This is a genomic window from Flexithrix dorotheae DSM 6795 (assembly GCF_000379765.1).
GTDB lineage: Bacteria > Bacteroidota > Bacteroidia > Cytophagales > Flammeovirgaceae > Flexithrix > Flexithrix dorotheae.
This window is the reverse complement of record NZ_KB903454.1, coordinates 369075-394906: the sequence shown is the minus strand read 5'-3', so window position 1 is coordinate 394906 and position 25832 is coordinate 369075. Positions and strand designations below refer to the sequence as shown.

Below are 25832 nucleotides of genomic sequence, written 5' to 3'. Positions count from 1 at the left end.
AGTAAAATTTTTTAGTAGTTCCTTATGATTGAACTGGCAGCCTTATTAGTATTAGGTTTATTAGCACAGTGGTTGGCATGGAGGATAAAGGTTCCTGCTATACTTCCCCTAATTATTATCGGATTATTGGTCGGGCCAATATGGTCGATCATTTCCTATGATGGAAAAAAGTTTATTGATGGAGATAATATTTTTCAGGGGGAATTTCTGTTTGATGTTATTTCCATTTCAGTAGGGTTAATTCTTTTTGAGGGGGGCTTAACCCTGAAGTTGAAGGAAGTCAATTCCCTTGGTAAAACTGTTCGGAATCTGATAATTGTAGGCACTATTGTTACTCTTTTTGGCGGGGCAATGGTGGCACATTATGTATTGGGAATGTCCATGCGGTTTGCCTTTTTATTTGGCTCACTCATCATTGTTACAGGCCCTACGGTTATTGGTCCGATTCTAAGAAATGTAAAACCCAATTTCCGTATCAATACGGTGCTGAAATGGGAAAGTATCCTGATTGACCCAATAGGCGCTTTAATTGCGATTCTAATCTATGAATTTATAGTTTCCGGAAAACCAGGAGAGCAATTTACCATTTTTGCCTTAAAGAGTTTTCTAATCACCATTCTTGCCGGAGTTTTTGTAGGAGGAGCATTTGCCTTTATCTTACATTATGTGCTTACCAGAAATTTAATTCCCAAATACCTCAGAAATGTAGTGGTATTGGCTATGGTAATCATGACATTTGCTTTGTCAGATGTGATTCATGCGGAATCAGGCTTGCTGGCAGTGACCTTATTGGGAATGATTTTGGCCAATTTGAAAATAGAAAATCTAAAGGAAATTCTAAGTTTCAAAGAAGATATTGTACTCATTCTGATTTCCTTTTTGTTTGTGTTACTTTCTTCCAGAATTCAGGCAGAAGACTTAATTACCATCATCAATCCGAGTAGTTTTATTTTATTTTCTGTAGTAGTATTCGTACTTCGTCCTGTTTCAGTATTTTTAAGTACTATCAAATCCGAGTTATCATTAAAAGAAAAGCTGTTTATTTCCTGGATTAGTCCCAGAGGAATTGTTTCTGCGGGTGTGGCTTCTATTTTCGCCATCAGACTTGTTCCCATTTTAGATGGAAACCCTGGTAGTATGATGGAAATCTTCCATGCAAAATTATTACTGCCACTTACATTTTTCATCATTGTAGGAACCGTAGTGCTTCAGGGGATCACCGCCAAACCTTTGGCCAAACTTTTAGGCGTAACCAGAAGTGAACCCAATGGAGTTTTATTTCTCGGAGCAAGTGAGCCTGCCAGGTTTATTGCACAGTTTTTAACTCGTTTGAATGTTCCTGTGTTATTGGCAGATACCTCACAATCAAATATTTATGAGGCGCAAAAGCTGGATTTGCCTACTTTTGAAGGAAGTCTTGCCAGTGATGATGTTTATGAAGAAATAGATTTATCCCAGTTTGGTCAACTACATGCCATGACCAGCAATACAGAGATCAATATGATGAGTTGTAAAATTTTTAGTGAAGAATTTGGCAACCAGCGGGTTTATCGCCTTGGGTCAAATGAGGAAACTAAAGATAACAAGACTAAAAGGACCAAAAACTTATTGTTTAATGGTGCAGTGGATTATATTAATGTTACCCATTATTTCCGGCAAAATCCCACTATTCAGCAATATGATGTGACTTCTCAATCTGAACTGAATGATTTTATTGAGGATTTAGGGGATTCTATTATTCCTTTATTTCTGTTAAAAGATTTCAGGAAAGTGGAACCTGTTAATAATCAGATTATTAATATGGGGCAGGAAAGTAATATTTTTTATTACATATTAAAGGACGAAGAGCCAATTACCCAAACCGAATCGAATCATGCGGTTTCCTGAGTAAAAAAAATGGACAACTAATCATCATATTGATAAAGGTTTAGTTCGTCCATTACTTTCCCTACTCTTTCTAAGTATATTTTTCCACCAAGGTGATTATATCCATTTTCCCCCAACTCGAAAATAAACTGCCTGGAAGCGGTTTTTTTATCCATTCCATTTGCCCTGTTTATTTCATAATTAATTACAGGTTTTCGGTGGGCTCTCCAACGAGAATCGTCAATATTCAATAAAATTATTTCAGCAAAAAACCTCAGGCATTCTTCTCTCGAGGAAAAATTTTCATACCAGTTATCTTTTCTTTTTGATTCATCGAAAATAAATTCACCAGTGGCAGTTTTTCTGAGAATTAATACTTTGCCCTCATCTTCGTCTGGCTGTCCTTTTAGCTGGTAGGCATTTTCAGGGTTTAGGCCCCATTTTTTGATGCCCATTAAATTATTGGCATAATAGGCAGTTCTGGTAAAGCCATATCCGCTTTCCAAAGCTGCAATTCCTATTAGTGCGCTGGCAGGAATATTATATTGATTTCCGATTTTCTTTGCATATTTGGAAATCGTATTTATAAAATTGATTTTTTCTTTGGAGGTTACCCCTAATTTAGCTGCCAGATAAGCATTGTTGTTTTTTCCGTTTACTTCATCTTCATTTGGAGTAGGGGGAAAGTGGAGCACTTCCCCATAATTGTTATTGGTAGATGCTTCTTTGGCAATAAAAATCGTACTTTCTATAGTTTTAAGTACTATTCCTTTATGGTCGATTCCATTAAACTTTAATTTTTTTACTCCACTGTAATTGAACTTGAAAGCGAAGATAAATGGTTCTCTTTCTAATTTGATTTTTCCAAGGGATCCGCTATTCGCATAAACCTGAATATAATTAAGTTTATTTCCAGCTTGGAATTTAAAGGCTACTTCTTCTCCAAGTAATGCCTCCTTTGGATGTTCAACAATTAACTTCAGCTCATCCTGAGCATGGGAGTAGGAAATTTTGAAAAACAAGCAAAATAAAACCCATACCGGCAATGCTTTAAAATAAACAGAAAGTACCATCAAGAGAATTAAATCTTTTTTATTCGAAGTGCCAGATATGGTTTGGCTGGTAAATCAATTTTACATTTTCCTTTAAAAGTTCCTTTAATAGGGGTGGTTTTCATTTCCCAGGGGTCGATCAATTCAATGGAATATTGATTGCCCTCCGGAAATTCAAACTCCCAAAATACAGGTTGATGATCTGCAAAATAGATTAAAATCTGATCATCGAAACTGCCACTGGCTATTTTATCCCACCAGCCTTTAGGTTTTATTTTGTCAGGTCTTTGTGCGGGAGCATCTTCCAAAATTTCCTTTAGAAAGGCAATTCTTTTGGCGCTTTTTCCTTTTAATATGCCTCCCTTTGCCCACCAGATCACATCATTTTCATCCATATAAGTTTCCCCATGGGTGGTATAAACGCCATTCACTATCCCAATCCAATACCGGTTAATTAATTCCTCTGCTGAAATACTTCCCCAGGGCGTATTGAGATTTCCTTCATATTCGCACTCATCATTAATGATTGGTTTTTCGTATTTTTCAGCCAAACCTGCTACATACCGCATATCAGGATTTTGTATACTTACATGAGTTACCCATGGTTTAGACCAGTCGAATTCCACTCTGGGGTGATTGTGGTTTGAAATAAGATGATTGTAATTGTCATTATCCATTACAATTTTGGCAAGGGTTTCCCAATCCTCATCCGACTTTTGCATAATATGAAATTCATTGGCCATTGACCACCAGATGTTTCGAAATGAGGAAAGCCGGGCGGTTAAATATTTTAGGTAAAATTCTGAAGTGGGAATGTCTAATTTATTAAAATCCCATTTGTTATAATCGTAAGGATGGAATAAAATCAAATCTACTTCTATACCCAATTCCTGCATTTGTATTATCCGCTTTTCCAGGTTTTTCCAATAATCCATGTTGAATTTAGCGAAATTGAAGTTTTCCTTGCTATCTCCTTCAAATGGATAGTAGTCGGGATCATTTTGGTTAAAAGTATAGTGTTTGGGAAACACACACATTCTGATTTTATTGAATGGAGCTTTAGCTAGTGTTTTTACAGTTTGGTCCTGTAATTCCTGAGGTTGGTGAGTCCAGGCATAACAAGTGGTTCCGAAGGGTAAATAAGGTGTGCCATCTTCATAAGAAAAATGTCTGGTATCAGCCACTTTTACTGGTCCATGATTGTTACCGGAAGGCTCTATACAACTGAATTCCCCCTTTTTATTGTTCAGCATTTTATGGTTACTGACCGTAATATAGGACCAGTCTCCTTCAGATTTTGGCATAAACCTGACCTTGTAAACTCCATTACCATCATAAAATCCATTGCAGGTTATCCTTTCAGAACCTTTTGCAAAAGTGGCTGATAACTCAACCTCTTTGAATGGGTTTCCATCAGATGGTCCCCTTAATGAAACCTCAAACATATCCCATTTTTCTACTTTCATCTGAGCAATGGAAAAATGGGATAAACAAATTAAAAACCCGACCAGAAATAACACCTTTAATTGACTGGGAGGGTGAACTCTATTTAAATTTTGGCTAATGGAATTTTGTTTTGGCTTTTGTGAAAGTAGTTGCATACTTAATTAATATAATGAAAGATGTTTGCTTTCATTGATGAAACATAATTTTACATTGGTGATTTTAGCATTTCGGATTTTGTTTTTTCCGTTTGGTTTTTTGTGTTAGGAAGGATATTATCCATTATTTAATTATTGAATAATTTCAGAAATCTGCTCGCCAATACTATCGATATTAATTTCTGTTGAGAATTCCCCATCTAATTTTTTAAGATACCAATTAACCCTATATTTTAATGATTCATTTGGCTTAAGTTGTTGATATTTTCCATGGTTTTCAAGCTCCATATATTTTGATTTTTTGCTAATATAAACTTCTACCAGTCCATGAGTTGGCGATACCTCCTCACTGGAAAAAATATCAATTTTTTTGATGAATAGTAAATTATTAGGATTCAAATGCCCTAACCATCCTTCCTTGGGAAAAGCAAAAAGCTTTTGTTGATTTTGTAAAACCTGGTCATCATAAAAGAAAAATTGATATTTTTCATTTTGGTTAAAACTCAGAGTGGAAGTTTTAAGGTTGTTTTTTGAGCCATTTGGAAATAAAGTTAAGCCACCTGCAGGGACAACTGTAATTTCCCATGGACCAGCTTTTTTAATGTCTTTTGAAATGTTCTTCAATTCATAAGTGATTTCCAGATTATCATTCTTTCCAAATCTAAATATCTTTTTTACCTGAAATCCACATGGGGCATTTGGTGAACTTTCAATTTCAAGATAATTCTTGTTTTGTTTAACAATGGTATAGGCCTCCTGATGTAGCGCTGGAAAGGGAGGCCAGTTCCAATCACTTTGTGGGGCAGTCCAGAAAGTTGAACCATAGTTGGTTAAACCATTTTGATTCTGGATTAACATTTCGTCTGTCCCCAGCCTAAATGAAGTAATTCTACCACCAGTCTGAGGGTCTATGCTTACAGTAAGATTTCCATTTTTTAACTCGATCGGCCTGGCTTTTATCCCTTCTTCCATAGAAATAGAATTTGTCTTATTAAAACATGAAAAGGAGGCCGAAAGAAAAACAGGTAGTATAAGTGATAAAAAATTATTTAACATTAATGTAAATTTTCAATAATGGGAGCAATTAAGTTTAGGACTTAAATATAATGGTTATTTCTATTTGGAGAAGTAGCATTTTATAATTTAAGAGAACTGTTTTTGGGAAATAACATCAGGATTTTAAAAAAAATCATAAATTATTATGGAATTGAAAGAACCCCTGCATCATGGATTAAAACAAAAAGATAAACCATGAGAAATTCAGTTTTAAAAATTACCATTATTTCATTAGCCTTATTGATGGCAAACGCTTGTTCGAAAAATAGCCAGATTGCGAAAGAAGAACCCGCCACAGAAGATTTATCTCCCACTGTTTCTGGGAATAACCCCTCTTTAAAAACAAGAAAATTATTTGAGAAAAAGGATATGAATGCTCAGGATTTTTATTATTCCATTCAATCAGGAGATCATATAGAAGAGGAATTTGCACCTGATATGGAAACAGGAAGAACACACAATACTGAAGAATATGACCATATCGTGGAAAATATTTTTCAAACTCCTAAAACCAGTCCGTTATCCACCTTTTCCATAGATGTGGATAATGCTTCTTACACCAATGCCAGGAGATTTATAAACGGGGGACAAATGCCTTACAAAGATGCAGTCAGAATAGAAGAATTTATCAATTATTTTGATTACGATTATCCACAGCCTAAAAATGATGTCCCTTTTTCGATCAACACCGAAGTGGGACCGGCCCCTTGGAATGAAAAACACAAACTGGTGCATATTGGTCTGCAGGGAAAGGATTTGGACTATGAAAATTTATCTGCTTCTAATTTAGTGTTCCTAATTGATGTTTCTGGCTCAATGGAAGATGCCAATAAATTGCCTTTGTTGCGCTCTTCTTTAAAATTGTTATTAGACAAACTTGGAGATAAAGATAAAGTGGCAATTGTGGTTTATGCAGGTGCTGCGGGTTGTGTTTTACCATCCACTCCGGCTACGGAAAAAGAAACCATTATGAAGGCACTTGATAAATTACAGGCTGGTGGCTCGACTGCTGGTGGAGCTGGGATCAAACTGGCTTATGAAATTGCGGAAGAAAATCTGATTGAAAATGGAAATAACAGGATTATCCTGGCTACTGATGGAGATTTTAATGTGGGTGTTTCCTCTACCTCTGAAATGGTAAGGATGATAGAGGAGAAAAGAAAATCTGGTATTTACCTGACCATTTGTGGGTTTGGTATGGGGAATTATAAAGATGGCAGAATGGAACAAATCAGCAATGCCGGTAACGGGAATTATTTTTATATCGATAACATTAAGGAAGCCCAAAAAGTATTTGTACATCAAATGCGGGCAACTTTATTCACTATTGCCAAAGATGTGAAAATTCAGGTAGAATTTAACCCTGAAAAAGTACAGGCTTATCGTTTAATTGGATATGAAAACAGGATGCTAAAAAGTGAGGATTTTAATGATGATAAAAAAGATGCCGGGGAACTTGGAGCCGGACACACGGTAACTGCACTTTATGAAATTATTCCCGTGGGCATAGAAAGTGAATTTGTGAAATCTGTAGATGAGTTGAAATACCAAACACCTCAATCCGGAAATAAATCCAATGATTTACTTACTGTGAAATTACGGTACAAATTGCCCGAGGAGGATAAAAGTAAACTGGTTCAGGAAGTATTAGCAGATAAAGAAAGGGCATTGAAAAATACTTCTGAAAATTTCCGGTTCTCTGCTTCTGTGGCAGGTTTTAGTTTGCTCTTAAGAGACTCTGAATTTAAGGGAACTCTGAATTATGCCCAGGTAATTAGCCTTGGGAAAAACGCAATGGGTGATGATGATGAGGGCTATAGAAGAGAGTTTATACAATTGGTGGAGTCTTGTAATTTGATGGCAAGAGGGGAGTAAAAGTATAGGAAATAAAGGCCCCAGGCTTTATGAAAAAAAACTGGGGCCTTTTTTATACTATTATTTTTAATCCCCCACTAAAACCTCAATCAAGTCATTGACTGGGGTTTTTCCATCTCTTTCCCTAACCCCAAATCCTCCTTTATAATCCCAGGTAGTCCAGGCTATTTTGTGTTTTTCTAATATAGATTTTACATCTGAGTACCAATTGATAAATGATTCTCTGGGTACAGTGGGCAGGCAGCCCCATTCCCCGCAATAAACCTGAAGTCCTCGTTCTTTTGCAAATTTTACTGGTTTTAAAATTCTTTCCTCCAGTTTAGCTTTATCGAAATAACCATTACTTTCAGTAACTGCCCGAATGACTTCTGGAGAAAGCCCTATCAGGTCTTTTTCTTCTACAGTTCTGCCAGGATACGTTACATTTCCTTTATAGGCCCCAATTTTTGTCCAGCTGGCCTGGTGATGAGTTACTAAAAATGGCTCATAAAAATGAAAGCTCACTACAATATTTTTATCATCCTCCGGAAGAACCAAATCTCCAAAAGTCTCCGTAGATTGCCAGCGATTGGAGCCAATAAAAATTTTTCTTTCGGGTTCATTTTCCCTAACGATTGCTATTCCCTTGGAAATTAGTTTGTTCCAGTCATTTGGGTCATCTGCTACAGGTTCATTCATCAGCTCGTAAGCCAGGTTTTCGTTTGGGTATTTCTTGAGTTCTGCTGAAAGTTCTCTCCAACATTGGAAAAAACCTTCCTGAGCTTTTGGGTCGGTCCAAAGCGGTTTTTCTTCATTATTAAAATGATGGGAGCGAAGGATGTGCAAATCTACAATTACCTTGAGCTCTTTTTCAAATGCCCAACCAATGGCATTGTGAAGTAATTTGAAAGCCTCCTCTTCCTTATTGCCGTCCTCATCCCACATTTGTTCTTCATCTATGGGAATCCTAATATGGTCAAAACCAATTTCGGCCAAAAAGGCTACATCTTCCGCAGTAAAATACCCGGCTCTTTCTTCTCCTCTTTTTTTACTTTGGGAAAGCCAGTGGCTTATATTGGTGCCTCGTTTTATTTGGAAGAATTTCTTTTTGAATAATTTTTCACTTTGATATTGCTCTGAATGATCAAAGCCTGAAACGAATAAAAATGCAGTTAAAAAAATTAGTATCGATTTCATTTTTTTAGATTACAAAGGTGAATGCGCTAATGGAAGATTTTATTCTTCAAAATTTAAAACTAAGTACTAGTGGGGCTATAACCAAATTATTAAATAGATGAAATACGATTAATTAGCTCCTTTCTGCCTGAATAAATTATAAAAAAAATTAGCCATTGAAGCACTAATTTTTTTGGACCTGATTAATAAATTCATATTTTCAAAAAAGATCTACCGTTTTTTCCTGCCTGTGCTTTCAATCTACTTTTTAAAGTTAAGCGGTAAAAGGCCTTTTTTACCTTTTTAGGCTGATCAGTACCATATGTGAGCACAAACAAAAAAAGCACCCGATCAGGGTGCTTTTTTTAAACCAGATTCAATTTGCTTAGAAAATTTCAGCATAAGCTAATATGGTAAAACCAATTATAAGAACTGCTCCAAGAACAATTCCCACTGAAATCATCCATTCGTATTCCTGAGGATAGGCAGGTTTGATTCCATATTCCTCGTTGGCGATTTTATCTCCTTTTTCAATTACTTGTTGTGCCATGATATATAAAGTTTTGAATTTAAAAAAAATTATAGTTTCAATTAATCCTTACAAACATATGCGATAAGGTACATAAAAAAATTTATCTCAATTGGTTAATTGTTAATGGTTTAGCAACCTTAACACTTATTGAACAACGTTATGTTAACGGAAGTGCGCATTTATTATTATTCCTTGAATATTTTTATTACAATGTAATTAAACCACAAAAAAAAAACAAATAATTTCAAGGTGATTGCCTATAAAAAGGTGTATTGATAAAAGTAAATGATACCTTTAACCTTATTCTTTGAAGATTAAAGAAAACTAGAGTTCTAACAGCCCATCTTTCAACAAAATGATCCTGATATTTATCTTAATCAGAGTATTTGCCAGCCCTTTTTCAAATTTTTTTCAAAAGAAATTAACGAATAGCCAGGTCTCCCCACTTTTTGTAGTGCTATTTGCCTATACTTTCCTAGCATTAATATCCCTACCGGTATTGTGGTTTTTAGAGATCAGAAATATTCCAAATCAATTTTGGATGTATATGATTTTGGTTGGTGTGTTGGATGCTTTTGGGAATTTTCTTCTTGTGAAATCACTACAGAATATGGATTTATCCTTATTTGGACCTCTAAATGCTTTTAAACCTGTAATTGCATTATTATTTGGCATTTTTATCCTTTACGAAATTCCTTCTGTTAAGGGGCTTATTGGAATGCTTATAATAGTATTGGGCAGTTACTTTCTGAACATGTCAGGGGAACGCAATGGAAATACGTTTGCGCTATATCTTTCAAAAGGCTTTTGGTTAAGAATTTCCGGTATTACTCTCTCGGCTGTTTCGGCTGTTATCATTAAAAAGGTTGTATTATTATCAAATCCGCTCACAGCACTTGTTTTTTGGGCAATAATAGGGTCTCCTTTTCTCATTTTAATTTATGCCTTTCAGAAAAAAGAAATAAAACAAAAAGATTTTTATTTAATGTCTGCTCAGAAATTAAATTTTTTAGGATTGTTTCTTTCCATTACCATTATGCAACTGTTTACCTTATTTACTTTTCAAAAAGTATTTGTGGGATATTCTCTAGCTCTTTTTCAGTTGTCTTCTGTGATAAATGTATTGATGGGATTTTTCTTCTTGAAAGAAAAGGACATAAAAATGCGCTTATTGGGCTCTTTTATAATGATTTTTGGAACATTATTAATTCTTATAAAATAAAGAAAGGGCACTTTTCAATGCCCTTTCTCCAATTCTTTTTACAAAGAAAGTGGGAGATTAATCCAATATATTAAATCCTGCTTCACCGTGATAGGCTAAATCCATTCCCTCTTCTTCTACTTTCTTAGTTACCCGGCTTCCTCCGGTTAATAAGGTTGCCACCTTAAATAAAATAGCTGAGGCAATACCCGAGAAAATTATGGTGACTGATACTCCATAAAACTGAGTTACCACCTGACCCGGATTTCCGTATAACAGACCTGCTGCGCCATTAATCTCTGGGTTAGCAAATATTCCTGTGGCAATTGCTCCAAATATTCCAACCAAGCCATGAATACCGAAAACGTCAAGCGTATCATCATAACCTAAAATCTTTTTCAATTTAACCACCCCAAAATATCCAATTGCACCCGATAAGATACCGATGACTAAAGCTCCGGTTACATCCACAAAACCTGCAGCGGGTGTGATACCTACCAATCCTGAAACCACACCTGAGGCACTTCCAATAAGTGTTGGTTTTTTATGAACTGTATTCCATTCGATAAGTAACCAGGAAAGTCCACCAGCAGCTGCTGCTACATTTGTAACTAATAGTGCATTTGCTGTGATAAAATCTGCTGCTAATTCACTTCCTCCATTAAATCCAAACCAGCCGAACCATAATAAGGAAGAACCTAAAACCATTAATTTGATTGAAGAAGGTTTTGCAGCTGTTGGTTTTTCGTGATCTACTCTTTTACCTAACATATAAGCCAATACCAAACCGGCTATTCCGGCATTAATATGAATTACCGTTCCTCCGGCAAAATCCAAATCACCATGTTGTAATAAGAATCCCGATTCACTCCAAACCCAATGCGCGACTGGAGAATAGACTAATATTACCCAAAGGATGGAAAATATAAACCAGGTAGAATATTTAACACGTTCTATAATTGAACCACTTACCAGTGCTACAGCAATTGCGGCAAAAGTACCCTGAAACATTACAAAAAGTAAAGTCGGGATTGTGCCACTCACACTGTCGATTGGAATATTTTGTAATAATAAAAATTCGAGAGAGCCAAAATAAGGATCGTTGGAGCCTCCAAAAGCAATGCTGTAGCCAATGACCACCCAAACAATTGATGCCGTACAAAAAGCAGTATAACTCATACCGATCGTGTTCAAAACACTTTTCCGCTGGGTGAGGCCTCCATAAAATAAAGTTAATCCTGCCGGGGTCATTAATGCCACTAGTGCGGTTGCTATGAGCATCCAGGCGGTATCTCCTGTGTTGATTGCGGGTTCAGTTTCCTGACTAAAACCCAGAAGTGGCAAGGTTAACAGGATTAGGGTAAAAAACAGTCCTCTTTTTTTCATTTCTCTGTAAATTATTATTTTTTCAGTTTATAAAAGAATTTGAATTTTCAAAAATAGTATAATTTACTTATAAAATGCACTATAAATTACCCTAAATCTCAAAAAAATAATAACAATAGCTTATTTTTAATGTAAAAATTATAAAAATCAGTTTTTTGAAAATTATTGATTGAACTAAAAAGTTTTTAACTTCCTGACTAATTTTTATTGACTCATTATCCAACAACAAAACATGGAACAGATACTAAAAGGGAGGGTAGCGCTCATAACCGGGGCCAGTAAGGGGATCGGAAAATCCATTGCCTTTTTATTCGGAAAAGCCGGAGCCACCGTGATTTTAAGTAGCAGGAAGCAGCAGGCGGTAGATGAAGTGGGGGAGGAATTTAAAAGGGAAGGAATTTCAGCCGGAGCTATAGCCTGTAATATGGGTAAAATGGAAGAGGTGAAGCAGCTTTTTGAAACTACGAAGCAGGATTATGGCAGAATTGATATTTTGGTGAATAATGCTGCCACCAATCCGATTTTTGGTCCGGTTGAGGAGGCAACTACAGAAGCATTTGATAAAATTATGGATGTGAATGTGAAAGGTCCTTTTTTGATTAGTAAACTGGTTTATCCAATTATGAAGGATAATGGGGGAGGTGCTGTAATCAATATTAGTAGTGTGGAGGGTATAACTCCCGGTTTTGGGTTAGGGTTGTATAGTGTGAGTAAGGCAGCCCTGATAATGCTTTCCAAAGTGACTGCAAAAGAATGGGGAAAAGATAAGGTTAGGGTAAATACCATTTGTCCAGGGTTGATTAAAACCAAATTCAGTGAGGCACTTTGGTCGAATGAAAAAATCATGTCTCAGGTTTTTAAAATGCAACCTATTCAGGATATTGGAAAACCTGAAGATATTGCCAGTCTGGCTTTGATGTTGGCTTCCGATGCAGGTTCCTTCTGTACAGGAGCTGTATTTACAGCCGATGGAGGATTGACCATCTAACTTTTTTGGAGCTGCTTTTTTACCTTAAAAATACTTGTATTCGGTTTTTCAAATATATAATCAGTCATTATCCTCATAAATTTGTGTAAACAAATGGGATAGCCCGTAAAATTTCCTACCTTTGCGCCCGTTTTTAGGGTTTTGTGGTACACTTCCAATTGGAGCTTTTTTATCTGTCCGTCATTCCCTGGAAAATTCACAAATTACAATTTATTGTGCACAACTATTTATTTGGTAAATGATCGAGTTAATCAGAAAAAAATCAGTCAATTCGAAAGATGATATTTTATCAGGCCTGACCGTAGCTCTGGCTTTGGTGCCGGAAGCAGTTGCTTTTGCTTTTGTGGCAGGGGTTGACCCTTTGGTAGGTTTGTATGCCGCTTTTATGATCGGCTTAATTACTTCCGTGTTGGGAGGACGACCCGGAATGATTTCCGGTGCTACTGGTGCACTTGCGGTAGTAATGGTTACCCTTGTGGCACAGGGAAATGAAAGAGGACTTGCCATGGAAAACCCTGTTGAAAACCTGGGTTTGCTTTATCTTTTTGCCACTGTAATTTTAATGGGATTTTTCCAGATTGGAGCGGGTGTATTTAGATTGGGAAAGTTTGTGAGATTAATTCCTCATCCGGTAATGATGGGGTTTGTGAATGGATTAGCCATTGTAATTTTTAAGTCTCAGCTGGGCCTATTTACAAAAACAGAAAATGGCGTAAAATCCTATTTAGAAGGCACTGAATTATTTACCATGTTGGGTCTTGTGGCACTTACCATGGCCATTATGTATTTTCTTCCAAAAATTACCAAAAAAATTCCGGCTGCATTAACGGCCATCATTATTGTAAGTGCGGTGGCCATATTCGGAAATTTGAATGTAAGCACAGTGGGTTCATTTATCAGAGATGGTGGAGGAGCAGGATTAGAAGGAGGATTACCCACCTTTCAAACTGAATTGTTTTCTGTTTTACCTTTAAATTTAGATACTTTAAAATTTATTCTACCCTATGCTCTAATTCTGGGGGCGATCGGGTTAATTGAGTCATTAATGACACTCAACCTTATTGATGAAATTACAGAAACAAGGGGACGGAGTAATAAAGAATGTGTAGCGCAGGGTACTGCCAATATTGTAACCGGCTTATTTGGTGGAATGGGAGGCTGTGCCATGATCGGGCAAAGTATCATCAATGTAAATTCTGGTGGTAGAGGTCGTCTTTCAGGAATTGTGGCAGCAATTGCATTATTGTGTTTTATACTTTTCGCTTCCAGTTATATTGAAATGATACCCATGGCGGCTTTAGTTGGGGTAATGTTCATGGTGGTAATCGGTACATTTGCCTGGAGTAGCTTCAGGGTTTTACACAAAATCCCAAAATCTGATGCATTTGTATTAATTGCGGTATCATCATTAACAGTAATTTTTGACCTGGCAATTGCCGTTTTTGCAGGGGTGATTATTTCAGCTTTAGTATTTGCATGGGAAAATGCCAAAAGAATTAGAGCCAGAAAAAGGTTTAAGGAAGATGGAACTAAGGTTTATGAAATCTGGGGGCCGCTCTTTTTTGGGTCAATTTCAGAATTCAACTCAAAATTTGATACCAAGAATGATCCTGATAATGTAGAAATAGATTTTATAGAATCCAGGGTGTCAGACTTCTCCGGAGTGGAAGCCATTACCAATCTGGTGGAAAAATATGAATCTCAGGGCAAGTTTTTGAAGTTGATTCACTTGAGCGAGGATTGTAAAAACATCCTGAAAAAGGCAAACCCTAAATTTGATGAAATAATTATAGATGATGTGGACGATCCCAGGTACTATGTGGTTTCCGGGGAAAACGTGGAGGAATTCTAAAAAGAAAAATTTTTAAAAGGAATGGACATCTTTTAATGAAGATGTCTTTTTTTTTGCTTTTCCTAATAAAGCCAAATACTCATTTAATAATAATTCAAAATTAATCGTGTATTATTTTGCTATAAAAAACTGATAGAGAGGTTGTTATTCCTCGGAAATAAAAGCATAGGTGCTTAAAGCAGCATTACGGATAAAATTACAAGTTGGGTTATGGAATGGATACTTTAATGTAGGAATTGAATAAAAGATTAAGGCTTTATAGAATGAAAAATATGCACCCAATCATGTTTTGGTCTCCTCTGCTTTTTGTTTTTTCTTTTTGCTTTTGGCGAGTGGAAATTCTACAATAAAACTGGCTCCTTTTCCTTCCTGGCTTTCACACCAGATCTTTCCCTTAAGTGCTTCTACATATTTTTTGGCTATGGCGAGCCCCAGGCCGGTTGATTTCTCTCCTCCGGTAGGTTTGGCACTCAGACGCTGGTATTTACCAAATAATTTTTTCATATCTTCCTTGGTAATCCCGGGACCTTCATCTTTAATTTCTACTCTTACTTTTCCTTTTTCTGCTGTAGAAATTGACACAAAAATTTTCTTTTCAGGAGGGGAAAATTTAATGGCATTTGATAAAAGATTAGCAAAAACCTGAACTACAATTTTGGCATCTGTTTCTACCAAAAAATCCTGAGGCTTTTCAGGGGAAAATTCCAGCTTCAGCTGCTTCCTGTTTAGATCCGGGGTATAATCATTGCTCACATCCAGTAGTGTATAATACAAATTAATCACCTCCATGCTAAAATTGAAGCTTTTGGATTCAATGGATTCCACATTTAGAATATGGGAGATCATACCATTCAATCGGTTGGCAGAATTAAAAATGTGGTCAAAATACATTTTTTGCTCCTCGGTAAGATTATCCCCATCCATTTTGATGAGGTTAATTAACCCATATATTTGCCCTAATGGGCTTTTCAAATCATGAGCTACAATTCCAATCAATTGATTTTTTTCCTCATTTAAATCTATGAGTTCGGAATTTTTTCTGCCCAACTCTTTGTTCTTTCTTTCAATACTTTTCCGTTGTTTATCAATTTGTTCTTTTTGAATATGAATCTCTTCTGTTCTTTCCTGAACGGTTTGCTCCAGAAATTCATTTTGCTTTCTTACCCTTCTGGAATTCCATTTGGTAACCAACATCAGGAAAATTAGCACCAGGAAAGGAGCTAATAACTGAAATAAGGTTTTCTGGTAAAAATAGGGTTGTTTGATGATCACCAATTCAGTCTGATGGTAAAAGTCATCATTATTAAAAGCCATTACCGTAAAATTATAGGTATCAGGATGGAGATTGTTAAAGGAAACCTCTCTCTGGCTGCCAATTTTTTGCATGTGATATTCGGGCTCCAGGGCATAAGCAAAGGTGACCCTTTTGGGTGCTTTAAAACTTAATGCAGTGAATTTAATGTTGATCCTGTGGTTACCTGGAGGAATAACTATTGGGCTTTTTATGGGTACGTTTTTATTATCAACCGAAATCGATTCAATTATTATTTTTGGAGCCTGTTTATTCAGGGAAATTTCAAGGGGATTTTCTATTAAAGTAACCCCATTAGGAGTGGCAATCCAAAAAGAGCCATTCGTGGAAATTAAGGATCTGGCATTAGCAGTTGCTGCATTGGCTTTCATGCCATCATCCTTATTAAAAATTCTGAAACTTGTAATTTTCTTAATTTCTCCATCGGCAACAGCATTCAGCTCTGATTTGGGTACTCTTAAAATACCTCCATTACACGGTATCCACAAATTGTTTTCTTCATCCTCCAAAAAATCGAAAGCGGAATGAATAGGGAAATTATTGGCTCTGTTAATACTTATAAATTCATTGTTTTTGTATCGGGTAATACCTCCATTAGTACCGATCCAGAGGACTTCGTCCTCATCTTCATAAATCTGGAAAATGACATTTCCGGATAGTCCGTCTTTGGAGGTGTAGGAAGTTATCTTTCCATCCTTTAGGCTATTAAGTCCTTCCTCGGTTGATATCCAAATGGTTCCCTCACTATCCTGATTGATAGCATGTATCTTTTGGCTTGACAATTCTCCTTCAGCCAAAATTGGGACAAATTCTCCATCAGAAAATTTATTTAAACCATCTTCAGTTCCAAACCACATATTTCCTTCCTTGTCCTCAAAAATAGTTCTAACATAAGCATGTGATAGACCGTCCTTTGTAGAATACTTTTTTAATTTACCTCCATTTTCCATACAGAAAAGGGTATTTTCAGTACAAAACCAGGTGTTGCCTTTACTGTCAATAAATAAATCTCTTACCCTTTTATTAAATGGTTTTCCGTCTACCAAAAATGGGTGCCAGTCCCAACCTGGTTTAAACTGACTTATTCCGGCATTAGTGGCCACAAGGTATTGCCCTGTATCTGATTCTACAATGCTATACACATGATTTCCGGTAAGTCCCTGATTGATAGTATAAGTAGTGAACTTTCCTTCTGTTAGTTGGTAAAACCCTGATTGGTAAGTGCTTACCCATAAATTACCCTCATTGTCTTCAATAATATTGGTTACATCATGATTTGGAATCTGGCTTTTTTCTACCAACACCTGAAGTTCATTATTATAAAATCTGCATAAACCTTTATTAGTACCAATCCAAATGCCCTTATCCTGATCTTCATAGATGGCTTTGATAATTAATCCGGGAAGTTCGTGTTGTGGACCAAAACTAAATATTCTATTTTGTGGGGAAATTATCACGATGCCTTTATTGGTGCCAATCCAAATATTTCCAACGTGGTCTTGTTCCAGTTCAAGTGCCTGTTTATTGGCTAACGGGAAATTTTCCAAAACTTCTCCTTCCTCCGTAAGTTTGAAAACTCCTTTTTCCTGTGTGGCAATCCAGATATTTCCGGCAGAGTCCTGAATAATTCGGTTTATTCCCGATTGCGTTAATGGCTGTTTTACTCCTTCCTGGGTAAATTCGAATTCTTTCTTAAAGGTTAATCCACTGGCTGTCCCAACCCATAGTTTTCCATTTCTGTCTTTTAATATATCATTTACAATATTGCTTGGAAGTCCGTTTTCTTTTGTGAATATACTAAGTGCATTATCCTTAAGAGATAACAATCCACTTCCATTGGATGACACCCAAAGCGTGTTTTCGGTATCCTGATAAAGTCGTTTAAATGAGTTGCCAATTAAATTGGCAGTGGTATCAAAAATAGGGATAGTACTGATACTACGTCCATCAAATTTTACTAATCCATTGAAAGTAGAAATCCATAAATAACCATCCTGATGCTGTAAAATATTGTTGGCTCCCTGAGAGGGCAGGCCATCACTATTTCCCCAGATATTTAAATTGTATTGTGTCAGGTCCTTTTCAGGATTTAATCCTTTTTTCTGACCGTATATCAATAAGCAGTTAAATAAAAAAAGAAAAACTAATCCAGGCTTAATATTTTTAATTAATTGAATAGCCATTTTAAAAAATGTACCTTACTGTTAGGTATGATGTGTAGTTAGACTGGTAATGGTTAATAAGTGAATCAAAAAGTAATATTTATTGTAATAACATTTTTAAGTAGCAGTATATTATACTTTGAAGATAAACAATAAATATAAATATACTAAGAATTAATGAAATCGATTTTACAGGATCATTTCCGGCAGATTTAAAAAAAAAGGCGGAATTGTGTAAAAATAATTAATCAGTTGACTTATTTTATTGAAAATAATGTAGCTTTGTATTGTAAATTTTGAAAAATATCTATTTGTTACTTATTGGCAAAAAAGGAATGTTTTTAAGTATTTATCTATACAAATCTCTGTGTATTGATCACGCCACTAAAATCAAACCCTTGAGGCAAAGCAGTTTCCCGGGTTTCTGATTAGCCTGCCCAGCATTTCATTTATTTATAATTATTCTTTGTGCCAAATTAATAACACCTTTCGGGGTGGAGGGGGAAAATATGAAATTTCAAATATTATTTGCTTCTGAGGAACATGTAAAATATGCGGAGGAAATTACTCAGGCAATGGAAGATGCAGCCAAAGCCAGAGGAACAGGAATAGCAAAAAGATCACCATTATATATTTCCGATAAAATAAGGGAAGGCAAGGCCGTAATTGCCTTGGCAGGGACTTCTTTTGCCGGATTTTGTTATATAGAAACCTGGAGTCATGGGAAGTATGTAGCCAATTCCGGTCTTATTGTTCTGCCCGAGTACAGGAAAGGAGGGTTGGCTAAATTAATTAAGGCAAAAGTTTTCGAGTTATCCAGAAAAAAATTCCCTAAATCCAAGATTTTTGGGATCACTACCAGTTTGGCGGTAATGAAAATTAATTCTGACTTAGGCTACAAACCCGTAACCTTTTCCGAATTAACTACCGATGAAGCTTTCTGGAAAGGTTGCCAGAGTTGCACTAATTTCGATATTCTTACCAGAACAGGGAGAACACACTGTCTCTGCACGGGAATGATTTATGACCCGACCGAGGATGTGCAAAACAGGCAAAAGAAACAAAAGAATTTATATGAAAGATGGCAATTGTTTTTGCGATTCCTTGCGGTGAGAAAGCACAAAAAGGAATTATTAGCTAAAAAAATTGAATCTAGAAAAATGGAAAATGCCTTGAGGTTAAAAAAGAAAAAAGAAAGGATGGCAATTTCCTGATTAACATTTTAACCTGGTTTTAAAATTTATTTAAAATAAAAAAGCCAGGCTAAATTTCCTGATACCACTTGTGCGACAAACAGAGAACCTGTCCTATCGAAATACGCATATGTTTTATTGGTGTGTATCAAATGATTGTCAGGAACTATCTTATCATATAAATTTAGTTCCTGTGGCACTAGTTTAAATTACTTATTTAAGCCTTAACCAATTTTAGTTTTTTATCAAATTTTTAAAAGGGATTTAGCCTTTTTAAGCATGTAGTTATATTTTTGAATATTTAGTAAATCATTAATTTTTAATAAAGCATTAAAGTCTGTTGCTTTCAATTTTTAAATAAGGATTATTCGGGGAATTTAATTGAAAGCAAGACTAAAAATATTGAGATATGAGTAAAAAGGTTGTACTTGCCTATAGCGGTGGATTAGATACTTCGTATTGTGTGAAATACCTGACCAATGAATTGAAAATGGAAGTTTATTCCGCAATAGTAAACACTGGTGGGTTTTCAGAAGAGGAATTGAAAGAAATTGAAAGTAATGCGATTAAATTGGGTGTTGTTTCCCATACAACAATTGATGCCACTGACAGCTATTATCAAAATTGTATCAAATATTTAATTTTCGGGGATATCCTCAAAAACAATACTTATCCACTTTCTGTAAGTGCTGAAAGAGTTTTTCAGGCTGTGGAAATCATTAAATATGCGAAATCTTTAAGTGCTGAAGCTATTGCTCACGGAAGTACTGGTGCAGGAAATGATCAGGTAAGATTCGACCTGATTTTTCAGATAATGGCTCCGGATATTGAGATCATCACCCCAATAAGGGACCAGAAGTTATCCCGAGAAGCTGAAGTAGAATATCTTGCTGCAAATGGTGTGGAGAGAGACTGGACAAAGTCAAAGTATTCTATCAACAAAGGATTGTGGGGAACCAGTGTAGGGGGAGTAGAAACCCTGACTTCCGATGGTGTTTTGCCTGAGGAGGCATATCCAACCCAACTCACAGCGTCTGGAGAGAAGGTAATTGAACTTTCCTTTGAAAAAGGAGAGCTGATAGGTTTGGAAGGAGAAACTTTTGAGAATCCTGTGAAGGCCATACAGGCATTAGAAGAGCTGGCCTCCGGATATGCGGTGGGTAGAGATGTGCATGTGGGTGATACTATTATTGGTATAAAAGGAAGAGTAGGCTTTGAAGCTGCTGCACCACTCATAATTATAAAGGCCCACCATCTTTTGGGTAAACATGTGCAAACCAAATGGCAATTGTACTGGAAAGAGCAGTTGGCCAATTGGTACGGCATGATGTTGCACGAAGGGCAATACCTTGATCCGGTTATGCGAAATATTGAAAAGTTTCTGGAGGATACCCAACAAAATATGACGGGGAAAGTAAAAGTGAAACTATCTCCCTATAAATTTGATGTTTTAGGAATTGAATCTCCTTATGATTTAATGTCGGCTAAGTTTGGAAGTTATGGAGAAATGAATCTGGCCTGGTCAGGAGAGGATGTGAAAGGATTTACTAAAATAATCAGTAATCAAATAAAAATCTATCACCAAGTAAATTCAGATAAATAATGGTAAGAGTAGGAATAGTTGGTGGAGCTGGTTATACCGCTGGAGAGTTGTTGAGAATTTTAGTCAACCATCCTCGGGTTACCATCAGTTTCGTACATAGTAATAGTAATGCAGGGAAACCTGTTCATCATATTCACAAAGATTTAATTGGAGAGATCAATTTAGAATTTGTAAGTGAAATTTCCCCCAGAATTGATGTGTTGTTTTTATGCATGGGGCATGGCGCTTCAGAAGTCTTTATGAAGGAAAATCCTATTCCTGGCAAAATCAGGGTAATTGATATGAGTCAGGATTTTAGGATAAAAGCTCCGCTTCACGATTTTGTTTATGGTTTGCCAGAACTAAACCGTCAGGCGATCCGGGATGCCCAAAGGCTGGCGAATCCAGGATGCTTTGCTACATGTATCCAACTGGCTATTTTACCCCTGGCAGCAAGGAAATTATTGACCGATGAAGTGCATGTGAATGCCATAACAGGGTCAACTGGAGCTGGTCAAAATCCTTCTCCAACAACACATTTTAGCTGGCGAAATAATAATGTTTCTGTATATAAAGCATTCAAACACCAGCATTTAAGGGAGATTTCCCAAAGTATTAAACAGTTGCAACCCGCTTTTGATAAAGCCATTAACTTTATTCCGGTAAGAGGAAATTTTTCCCGGGGAATTATGGCTTCAGTTTATACTAAGTGCCAATTAGGGTATGAAGAAATTGTTTCCATTTTCAAAGGATTTTATGCTGGAGCTCCATTTGTGGTGGTATCGGATACTAATCCTGATTTAAAACAAGTGGTAAATACCAATAAGGCTGTAGTATATATTGAAAAACATGACGATAAAGTGCTGATTATTAGTATGATTGATAATCTTGTAAAAGGTGCTTCAGGTCAGGCAGTTCACAATATGAACCTTATGTTGGGCTGGGAAGAGACTACCGGGTTGAAACTTAAGCCTGTGGGATTTTAAATTTGTAGGTTAATTTAAAGCAACAGCCAACTATTGTAAAACAATAAGTTGACTATCAGAATAATTATCACCTCTATTAATTAGAAAAATATTCTTATACCATGAATATGTTCGATGTTTATCCTGTATTTGGGATTAAACCCGTAAAGGGTGAAGGTTCTTATGTATGGGACAGTGAAGGAAATAAATACCTGGATTTATATGGTGGCCATGCCGTGATTTCCATTGGGCATAGCCATCCTCATTTTGTGGAGTCAATTTCCAACCAGCTCAAAGAACTGGCTTTTTATTCTAATTTTATCATCAATCCACTACAGGAAAAATTTGCCAGGAAATTGGGGGAGGTTTCAGGATACCAGGATTACAATTTGTTTTTGTGTAATTCAGGAGCGGAAGCAAATGAAAATGCGATAAAACTAGCCTCTTTTTATAATGGTAAGAAGAAGGTAATTTCCTTTACAAAAGGTTTTCATGGTAGAACTTCCCTATCGGTGGCGGTTACTGATAATCCAAAGATTGTGGCACCCGTAAATGAAACTGACAATGCCATAATCCTTCCATTTAATGATGAAAAGGCATTAGAAAAAGCTTTTCAGGAGGAGGAAATAAGTGCGGTTATTATTGAAGGAATTCAGGGAATAGGTGGGATAAATCTACCAAACCCTTCTTTTATTAAAAAAATTGAAAGGCTTTGTAAAGACAATAATGCTGTTTTTATAGCGGATGCTGTTCAATGTGGTTATGGAAGGACTGGTAAGTTTTTCTCTCATGATCACTTTGAGGTTAAAGCAGATATTTATACCATGGCCAAAGGTATGGGGAATGGTTTTCCAATTGGTGGAATAGCCATTAGTCCTAAAATTGAGGCTGTATATGGTATGCTGGGAAGTACTTTTGGTGGTAACCATATGGCTTGTGCTGCGGGAATAGCAGTTCTGGAAGTAATGGAGAAGGAGAATTTGATGGAAAACGCGACTCAGGTTGGGAATTATTTAATACAGGAATTAAAAGGGATGGGCATTGCCAAAGAGGTAAGAGGAATTGGATTGATGATTGGGATTGAGTTTGATTTTCCAATAAAGGAAATTCGGACAAAATTACTTTTTGAAAATAAAATCTTTACCGGGTCAGCTTCAAATCCCAATACCTTAAGGTTACTTCCCCCTTTAAATCTGACAAAAGCACAGGCAACTGTATTTTTGGAAACATTAAATGAAGTGTTAAAGGCTGTATAACTGAAATTGAAAATGAGAAATTTTACTTCTGTTCATGATGTGGAAAACTTGGAAAGTCTTGTAAAGGAGGCTTTGGAATTGAAAAAAGATCCTTTAAAATACAAAGGCCTTGGAGAGGGGAAAACCATGGGGATTATTTTTTTAAATCCGAGTTTAAGAACCCGTTTAAGTACCCAAAAAGCAGCCCAGAACCTTGGGGTTTCCCCAATAGTGATGAACTTTGGCAGTGAAGGGTGGAAACTGGAATTTGAAGATGGGACTGTAATGGATGGAAATGCTGCAGAACATATAAAAGATGCAGCCAGAGTGATGGGGGCTTATTTCGATATCATTGGGTTACGTTCTTTTCCAGGATTGGAAAACCGGGATGATGATTATCAGGACAATATACTGAATCAGATGATCAAATATGCAGGTATTCCTGTGGTAAGTCTAGAATCTGCTATCAGGCATCCTTTACAGTCATTTGCCGATGTATTGACTATTGAGGAACACAAAACGGTTAAAAAACCAAAAGTGGTTTTGAGTTGGGCACCACACCCAAGGGCTTTGCCTCAGGCAGTCCCAAATTCATTTTTAGAATGGATGGTAGCGGCTGATTACGATGTTTATGCTACTCACCCGGAAGGTTATGAATTATCAGAAGAATTTACCAAAGGAGTGAAAATTGAATACGACCAGAAAAAGGCTTTTGAGGGAGCTGATTTCATTTATGGTAAAAACTGGTCATCCTATCACAATTATGGGAAAATACTGACAAAAGATCCTTCATGGACTATAGATGCTGAAAAAATGAAATTGACCAATAATGGAAAATTCATGCATTGCCTTCCGGTAAGAAGAAATGTAATTGTAAGTGATGAAGTGATTGATAGTGAGAATTCCTTAATCATACCGCAGGCTGCCAACAGGGAATATTCAGCTCAAATGGTGATTAAAAAAATATTAGAATCAAATTTTTAATGGAAAAGTTATCCGTCATAAAAATAGGGGGGAACATTGTTGATAATCCTGCAGCCTTAAAGCAATTTTTGGAAGACTTTTCAAAGTTGGAAGGTAAAAAGATTTTGGTGCATGGAGGAGGGAAGATTGCTTCTGAGTTTTCCAAAAAATTAGGTATTGAACCTAAAATGCACAATGGCAGAAGAATTACTGATGCGGATTCACTTGATGTGGTAACCATGGTTTACGCTGGTTTAATTAGCAAAAATATTGTGGCAGATTTACAGGCTTTGGAAACAAATGCCATTGGTCTGACCGGAGCTGATTTAAATATTATCCAGTCAGTGAAAAGACCTGTTGATCCAATAGACTTTGGTTTTGTGGGAGATGTTAAAAAGGTGAATATAGACCAGTTGGGTCTGTTGATTGATGGAGGGACAGTTCCTATTCTAAATTCTATTACTCACGATAAGCAGGGAACTTTATTAAATACCAATGCAGATACAATTGCTGCTGAGGTGGCTATTGCTGCCAGTGAAAAATATGAAGTAGAACTCATTTATTGTTTTGAAAAAAATGGAGTTTTAACCAATCCTGATGATGATGATTCTTGGATTGATGAACTTTCTTATAATTATTATCAGCAATTGTTGGAAAAAAAGATCATTACAGCCGGGATGATGCCCAAATTGGAAAACTGCTACAATGCACTAAGAAAAGGAGTAACCCAGATAAAAATTATCCATGCAAAAAATTTAAATTCAGGTGTAGAGGGTCAGGCCGTTGGCACTTGTATTTTTTTGTAGAGAATTTAAATCATTAGAAAGTCTTTGGATGGATAATCAAAAAACTTCTTTTTCTCACTGGAAGGCCCCAAATGATGCTCTTTTACCTGAGTTTATTATAGGAGGGGCTATGAAGTGTGGGACAACTACCCTTCACGCCATGTTGGCTAAACATCCGAAAATTTTCATCCCTGAGGAAGAAATCCATTTTTTTGATATAGACCACCACATTCAGCATGCTGATTTTAACTTTTATGATAAAAAGAAAGATCAGTGGACTGTACAGTTGATGGAACAAAATCCTGAAAAATTATGGGATTGGTATTTAAAAAAATTTGCAGGAAAGGAGCAGTATGTAAAAGGAGAGGATTCTACCATTTATCTGGCTTCAAGGATTGCTGCAGAAAGAATTGCCCTCCAAAATAAGGAAATTAAACTCATATTTTTATTGAGGCATCCTACTAAAAGAGCTTATTCACAGTATTATCATATGCTTAGAACAGGACGTGCTACTCATACTTTTGAAGATACACTCAAATATAATCCGGTTAGTGTACTTGAAAGGAGCTTATACAGAGATCAGTTGGAGCCTTATTATAAACACATCTCAAAAGAAAGAATCAAAATCGTACTTTTTGAAGATTTTATTCAGAATACAGCTGAAACTTTAAAGGAAATTTGTGAATTTATTGAGGTAGATTTTGATGCATTTGATCCTGAAGTCTTTCAGCTTCATACCAATCAGGCGCTTATTCCAAGTAGCTTTAGGTTACAACGATTTTTTAACCGAATATTTAAAGCACTGGGGACAGTACAATATTTCGATATGCTGCCTTTTGCTCCCTCACATATTGGGGAACAGAAAAGCTTTTTTATGAAATATCTAAAAAAGACGCTTGGAGTTTTAAACCCACACAAACCAGGCAAACCTCCCAAGATTAAGGATTCCACTAAAAATTTTCTGGATCAGTATTTTTATAACCAATTGGTAGGAATAGACGAATTGACTGGGGAAAAAATTCTCTCGAAATGGTTTCCAGAAAGAAATTAGCATTTGAAAGCAAATAAAAA

Annotated in this window: 19 protein-coding genes; 12 read left to right on the top strand and 7 right to left on the bottom strand. The window is 36.2% G+C overall.

The genetic code is table 11. The features are described from left to right. Positions 1 to 24: 24 nt before the first annotated feature. A complete protein-coding gene (locus A3EM_RS0123780; RefSeq protein WP_020530760.1) occupies positions 25 to 1887 on the top strand; it encodes a cation:proton antiporter in 1863 nt (620 codons plus the stop codon). Positions 1888 to 1904: 17 nt separating this feature from the next. Here the strand turns inward: A3EM_RS0123780 and A3EM_RS43495 are convergent, their stop codons facing one another. From A3EM_RS43495 to A3EM_RS0123765, 3 genes are all read right to left on the bottom strand, one after another. Then, positions 1905 to 2939, bottom strand: coding sequence for a glucosaminidase domain-containing protein (locus A3EM_RS43495; protein ID WP_020530759.1), 1035 nt, complete (start codon positions 2937 to 2939; stop codon positions 1905 to 1907). Between the two features lie 8 nt (positions 2940 to 2947). Continuing rightward, positions 2948 to 4384: a DUF5605 domain-containing protein gene (locus A3EM_RS0123770; protein WP_044239621.1), complete on the bottom strand. Its 1437-nt coding sequence runs from the start codon at positions 4382 to 4384 to the stop codon at positions 2948 to 2950. 267 nt (positions 4385 to 4651) lie between these two features. Then, positions 4652 to 5575: a DUF4380 domain-containing protein gene (locus A3EM_RS0123765; RefSeq protein ID WP_083925294.1), complete on the bottom strand. Its 924-nt coding sequence runs from the start codon at positions 5573 to 5575 to the stop codon at positions 4652 to 4654. Positions 5576 to 5770: 195 nt separating this feature from the next. Between A3EM_RS0123765 and A3EM_RS0123755 the strand changes: the two genes are divergently transcribed. Next, a complete protein-coding gene (locus A3EM_RS0123755; RefSeq protein WP_020530755.1) occupies positions 5771 to 7450 on the top strand; it encodes a vWA domain-containing protein in 1680 nt (559 codons plus the stop codon). A gap of 66 nt (positions 7451 to 7516) precedes the next feature. Here the strand turns inward: A3EM_RS0123755 and A3EM_RS0123750 are convergent, their stop codons facing one another. Next, the gene (locus tag A3EM_RS0123750; RefSeq protein WP_020530754.1) at positions 7517 to 8626 is read right to left on the bottom strand and encodes a glycoside hydrolase family 5 protein; all 1110 of its coding nucleotides are present in this window, start codon (positions 8624 to 8626) and stop codon (positions 7517 to 7519) included. Between the two features lie 364 nt (positions 8627 to 8990). Next, positions 8991 to 9155, bottom strand: coding sequence for a hypothetical protein (locus tag A3EM_RS47695; protein ID WP_020530752.1), 165 nt, complete (start codon positions 9153 to 9155; stop codon positions 8991 to 8993). A 337-nt stretch (positions 9156 to 9492) separates the two neighbouring features. Here A3EM_RS47695 and A3EM_RS0123730 point away from each other — a divergent pair, with 337 nt between their 5' ends. After that, positions 9493 to 10359, top strand: coding sequence for a DMT family transporter (locus tag A3EM_RS0123730; protein WP_020530751.1), 867 nt, complete (start codon positions 9493 to 9495; stop codon positions 10357 to 10359). Between the two features lie 57 nt (positions 10360 to 10416). Here A3EM_RS0123730 and A3EM_RS0123725 read toward each other — a convergent pair whose 3' ends face one another. Continuing rightward, positions 10417 to 11724: an ammonium transporter gene (locus tag A3EM_RS0123725; protein WP_020530750.1), complete on the bottom strand. Its 1308-nt coding sequence runs from the start codon at positions 11722 to 11724 to the stop codon at positions 10417 to 10419. Positions 11725 to 11956: 232 nt separating this feature from the next. Between A3EM_RS0123725 and A3EM_RS0123720 the strand changes: the two genes are divergently transcribed. Together A3EM_RS0123720 and A3EM_RS0123710 are read left to right on the top strand one after the other, a co-directional pair. Next, the gene (locus A3EM_RS0123720; protein WP_020530749.1) at positions 11957 to 12712 is read left to right on the top strand and encodes a glucose 1-dehydrogenase; all 756 of its coding nucleotides are present in this window, start codon (positions 11957 to 11959) and stop codon (positions 12710 to 12712) included. 238 nt (positions 12713 to 12950) lie between these two features. Further along, positions 12951 to 14564: a SulP family inorganic anion transporter gene (locus A3EM_RS0123710; protein WP_020530747.1), complete on the top strand. Its 1614-nt coding sequence runs from the start codon at positions 12951 to 12953 to the stop codon at positions 14562 to 14564. Between the two features lie 282 nt (positions 14565 to 14846). On the opposite strand, the gene A3EM_RS0123705 is transcribed toward A3EM_RS0123710, so the two are convergent. Then, entirely contained in the window at positions 14847 to 18059 is a 3213-nt protein-coding gene (locus A3EM_RS0123705; RefSeq protein ID WP_020530746.1) for a sensor histidine kinase, read from the bottom strand. A gap of 488 nt (positions 18060 to 18547) precedes the next feature. Between A3EM_RS0123705 and A3EM_RS0123700 the strand changes: the two genes are divergently transcribed. The 7 genes from A3EM_RS0123700 (at position 18548) to A3EM_RS0123670 (ending at position 25812) form a co-directional block, all read left to right on the top strand. Then, positions 18548 to 19252 (top strand): N-acetyltransferase, encoded by a 705-nt coding sequence (locus A3EM_RS0123700; RefSeq protein ID WP_044239617.1) that lies wholly within the window; start codon positions 18548 to 18550, stop codon positions 19250 to 19252. A 388-nt stretch (positions 19253 to 19640) separates the two neighbouring features. Beyond that, on the top strand, positions 19641 to 20834 hold the full coding sequence (gene argG / locus A3EM_RS0123695; RefSeq protein ID WP_020530744.1) for an argininosuccinate synthase: 1194 nt from the start codon (positions 19641 to 19643) through the stop codon (positions 20832 to 20834). Further along, entirely contained in the window at positions 20834 to 21799 is a 966-nt protein-coding gene (gene argC, locus A3EM_RS0123690; protein WP_020530743.1) for an N-acetyl-gamma-glutamyl-phosphate reductase, read from the top strand. Before argG ends, argC begins: the two co-directional genes overlap by 1 nt. A gap of 101 nt (positions 21800 to 21900) precedes the next feature. Further along, on the top strand, positions 21901 to 23034 hold the full coding sequence (locus tag A3EM_RS0123685; protein WP_020530742.1) for an aspartate aminotransferase family protein: 1134 nt from the start codon (positions 21901 to 21903) through the stop codon (positions 23032 to 23034). A 12-nt stretch (positions 23035 to 23046) separates the two neighbouring features. Next, entirely contained in the window at positions 23047 to 23997 is a 951-nt protein-coding gene (locus A3EM_RS0123680; protein WP_020530741.1) for an N-acetylornithine carbamoyltransferase, read from the top strand. Beyond that, a complete protein-coding gene (gene argB, locus A3EM_RS0123675; RefSeq protein WP_020530740.1) occupies positions 23997 to 24782 on the top strand; it encodes an acetylglutamate kinase in 786 nt (261 codons plus the stop codon). The genes A3EM_RS0123680 and argB overlap by 1 nt, the downstream gene beginning before the upstream one ends. 28 nt (positions 24783 to 24810) lie before the next feature. Continuing rightward, the gene (locus tag A3EM_RS0123670; RefSeq protein WP_020530739.1) at positions 24811 to 25812 is read left to right on the top strand and encodes a sulfotransferase family protein; all 1002 of its coding nucleotides are present in this window, start codon (positions 24811 to 24813) and stop codon (positions 25810 to 25812) included. The last annotated feature ends 20 nt before the right edge of the window (positions 25813 to 25832 follow it).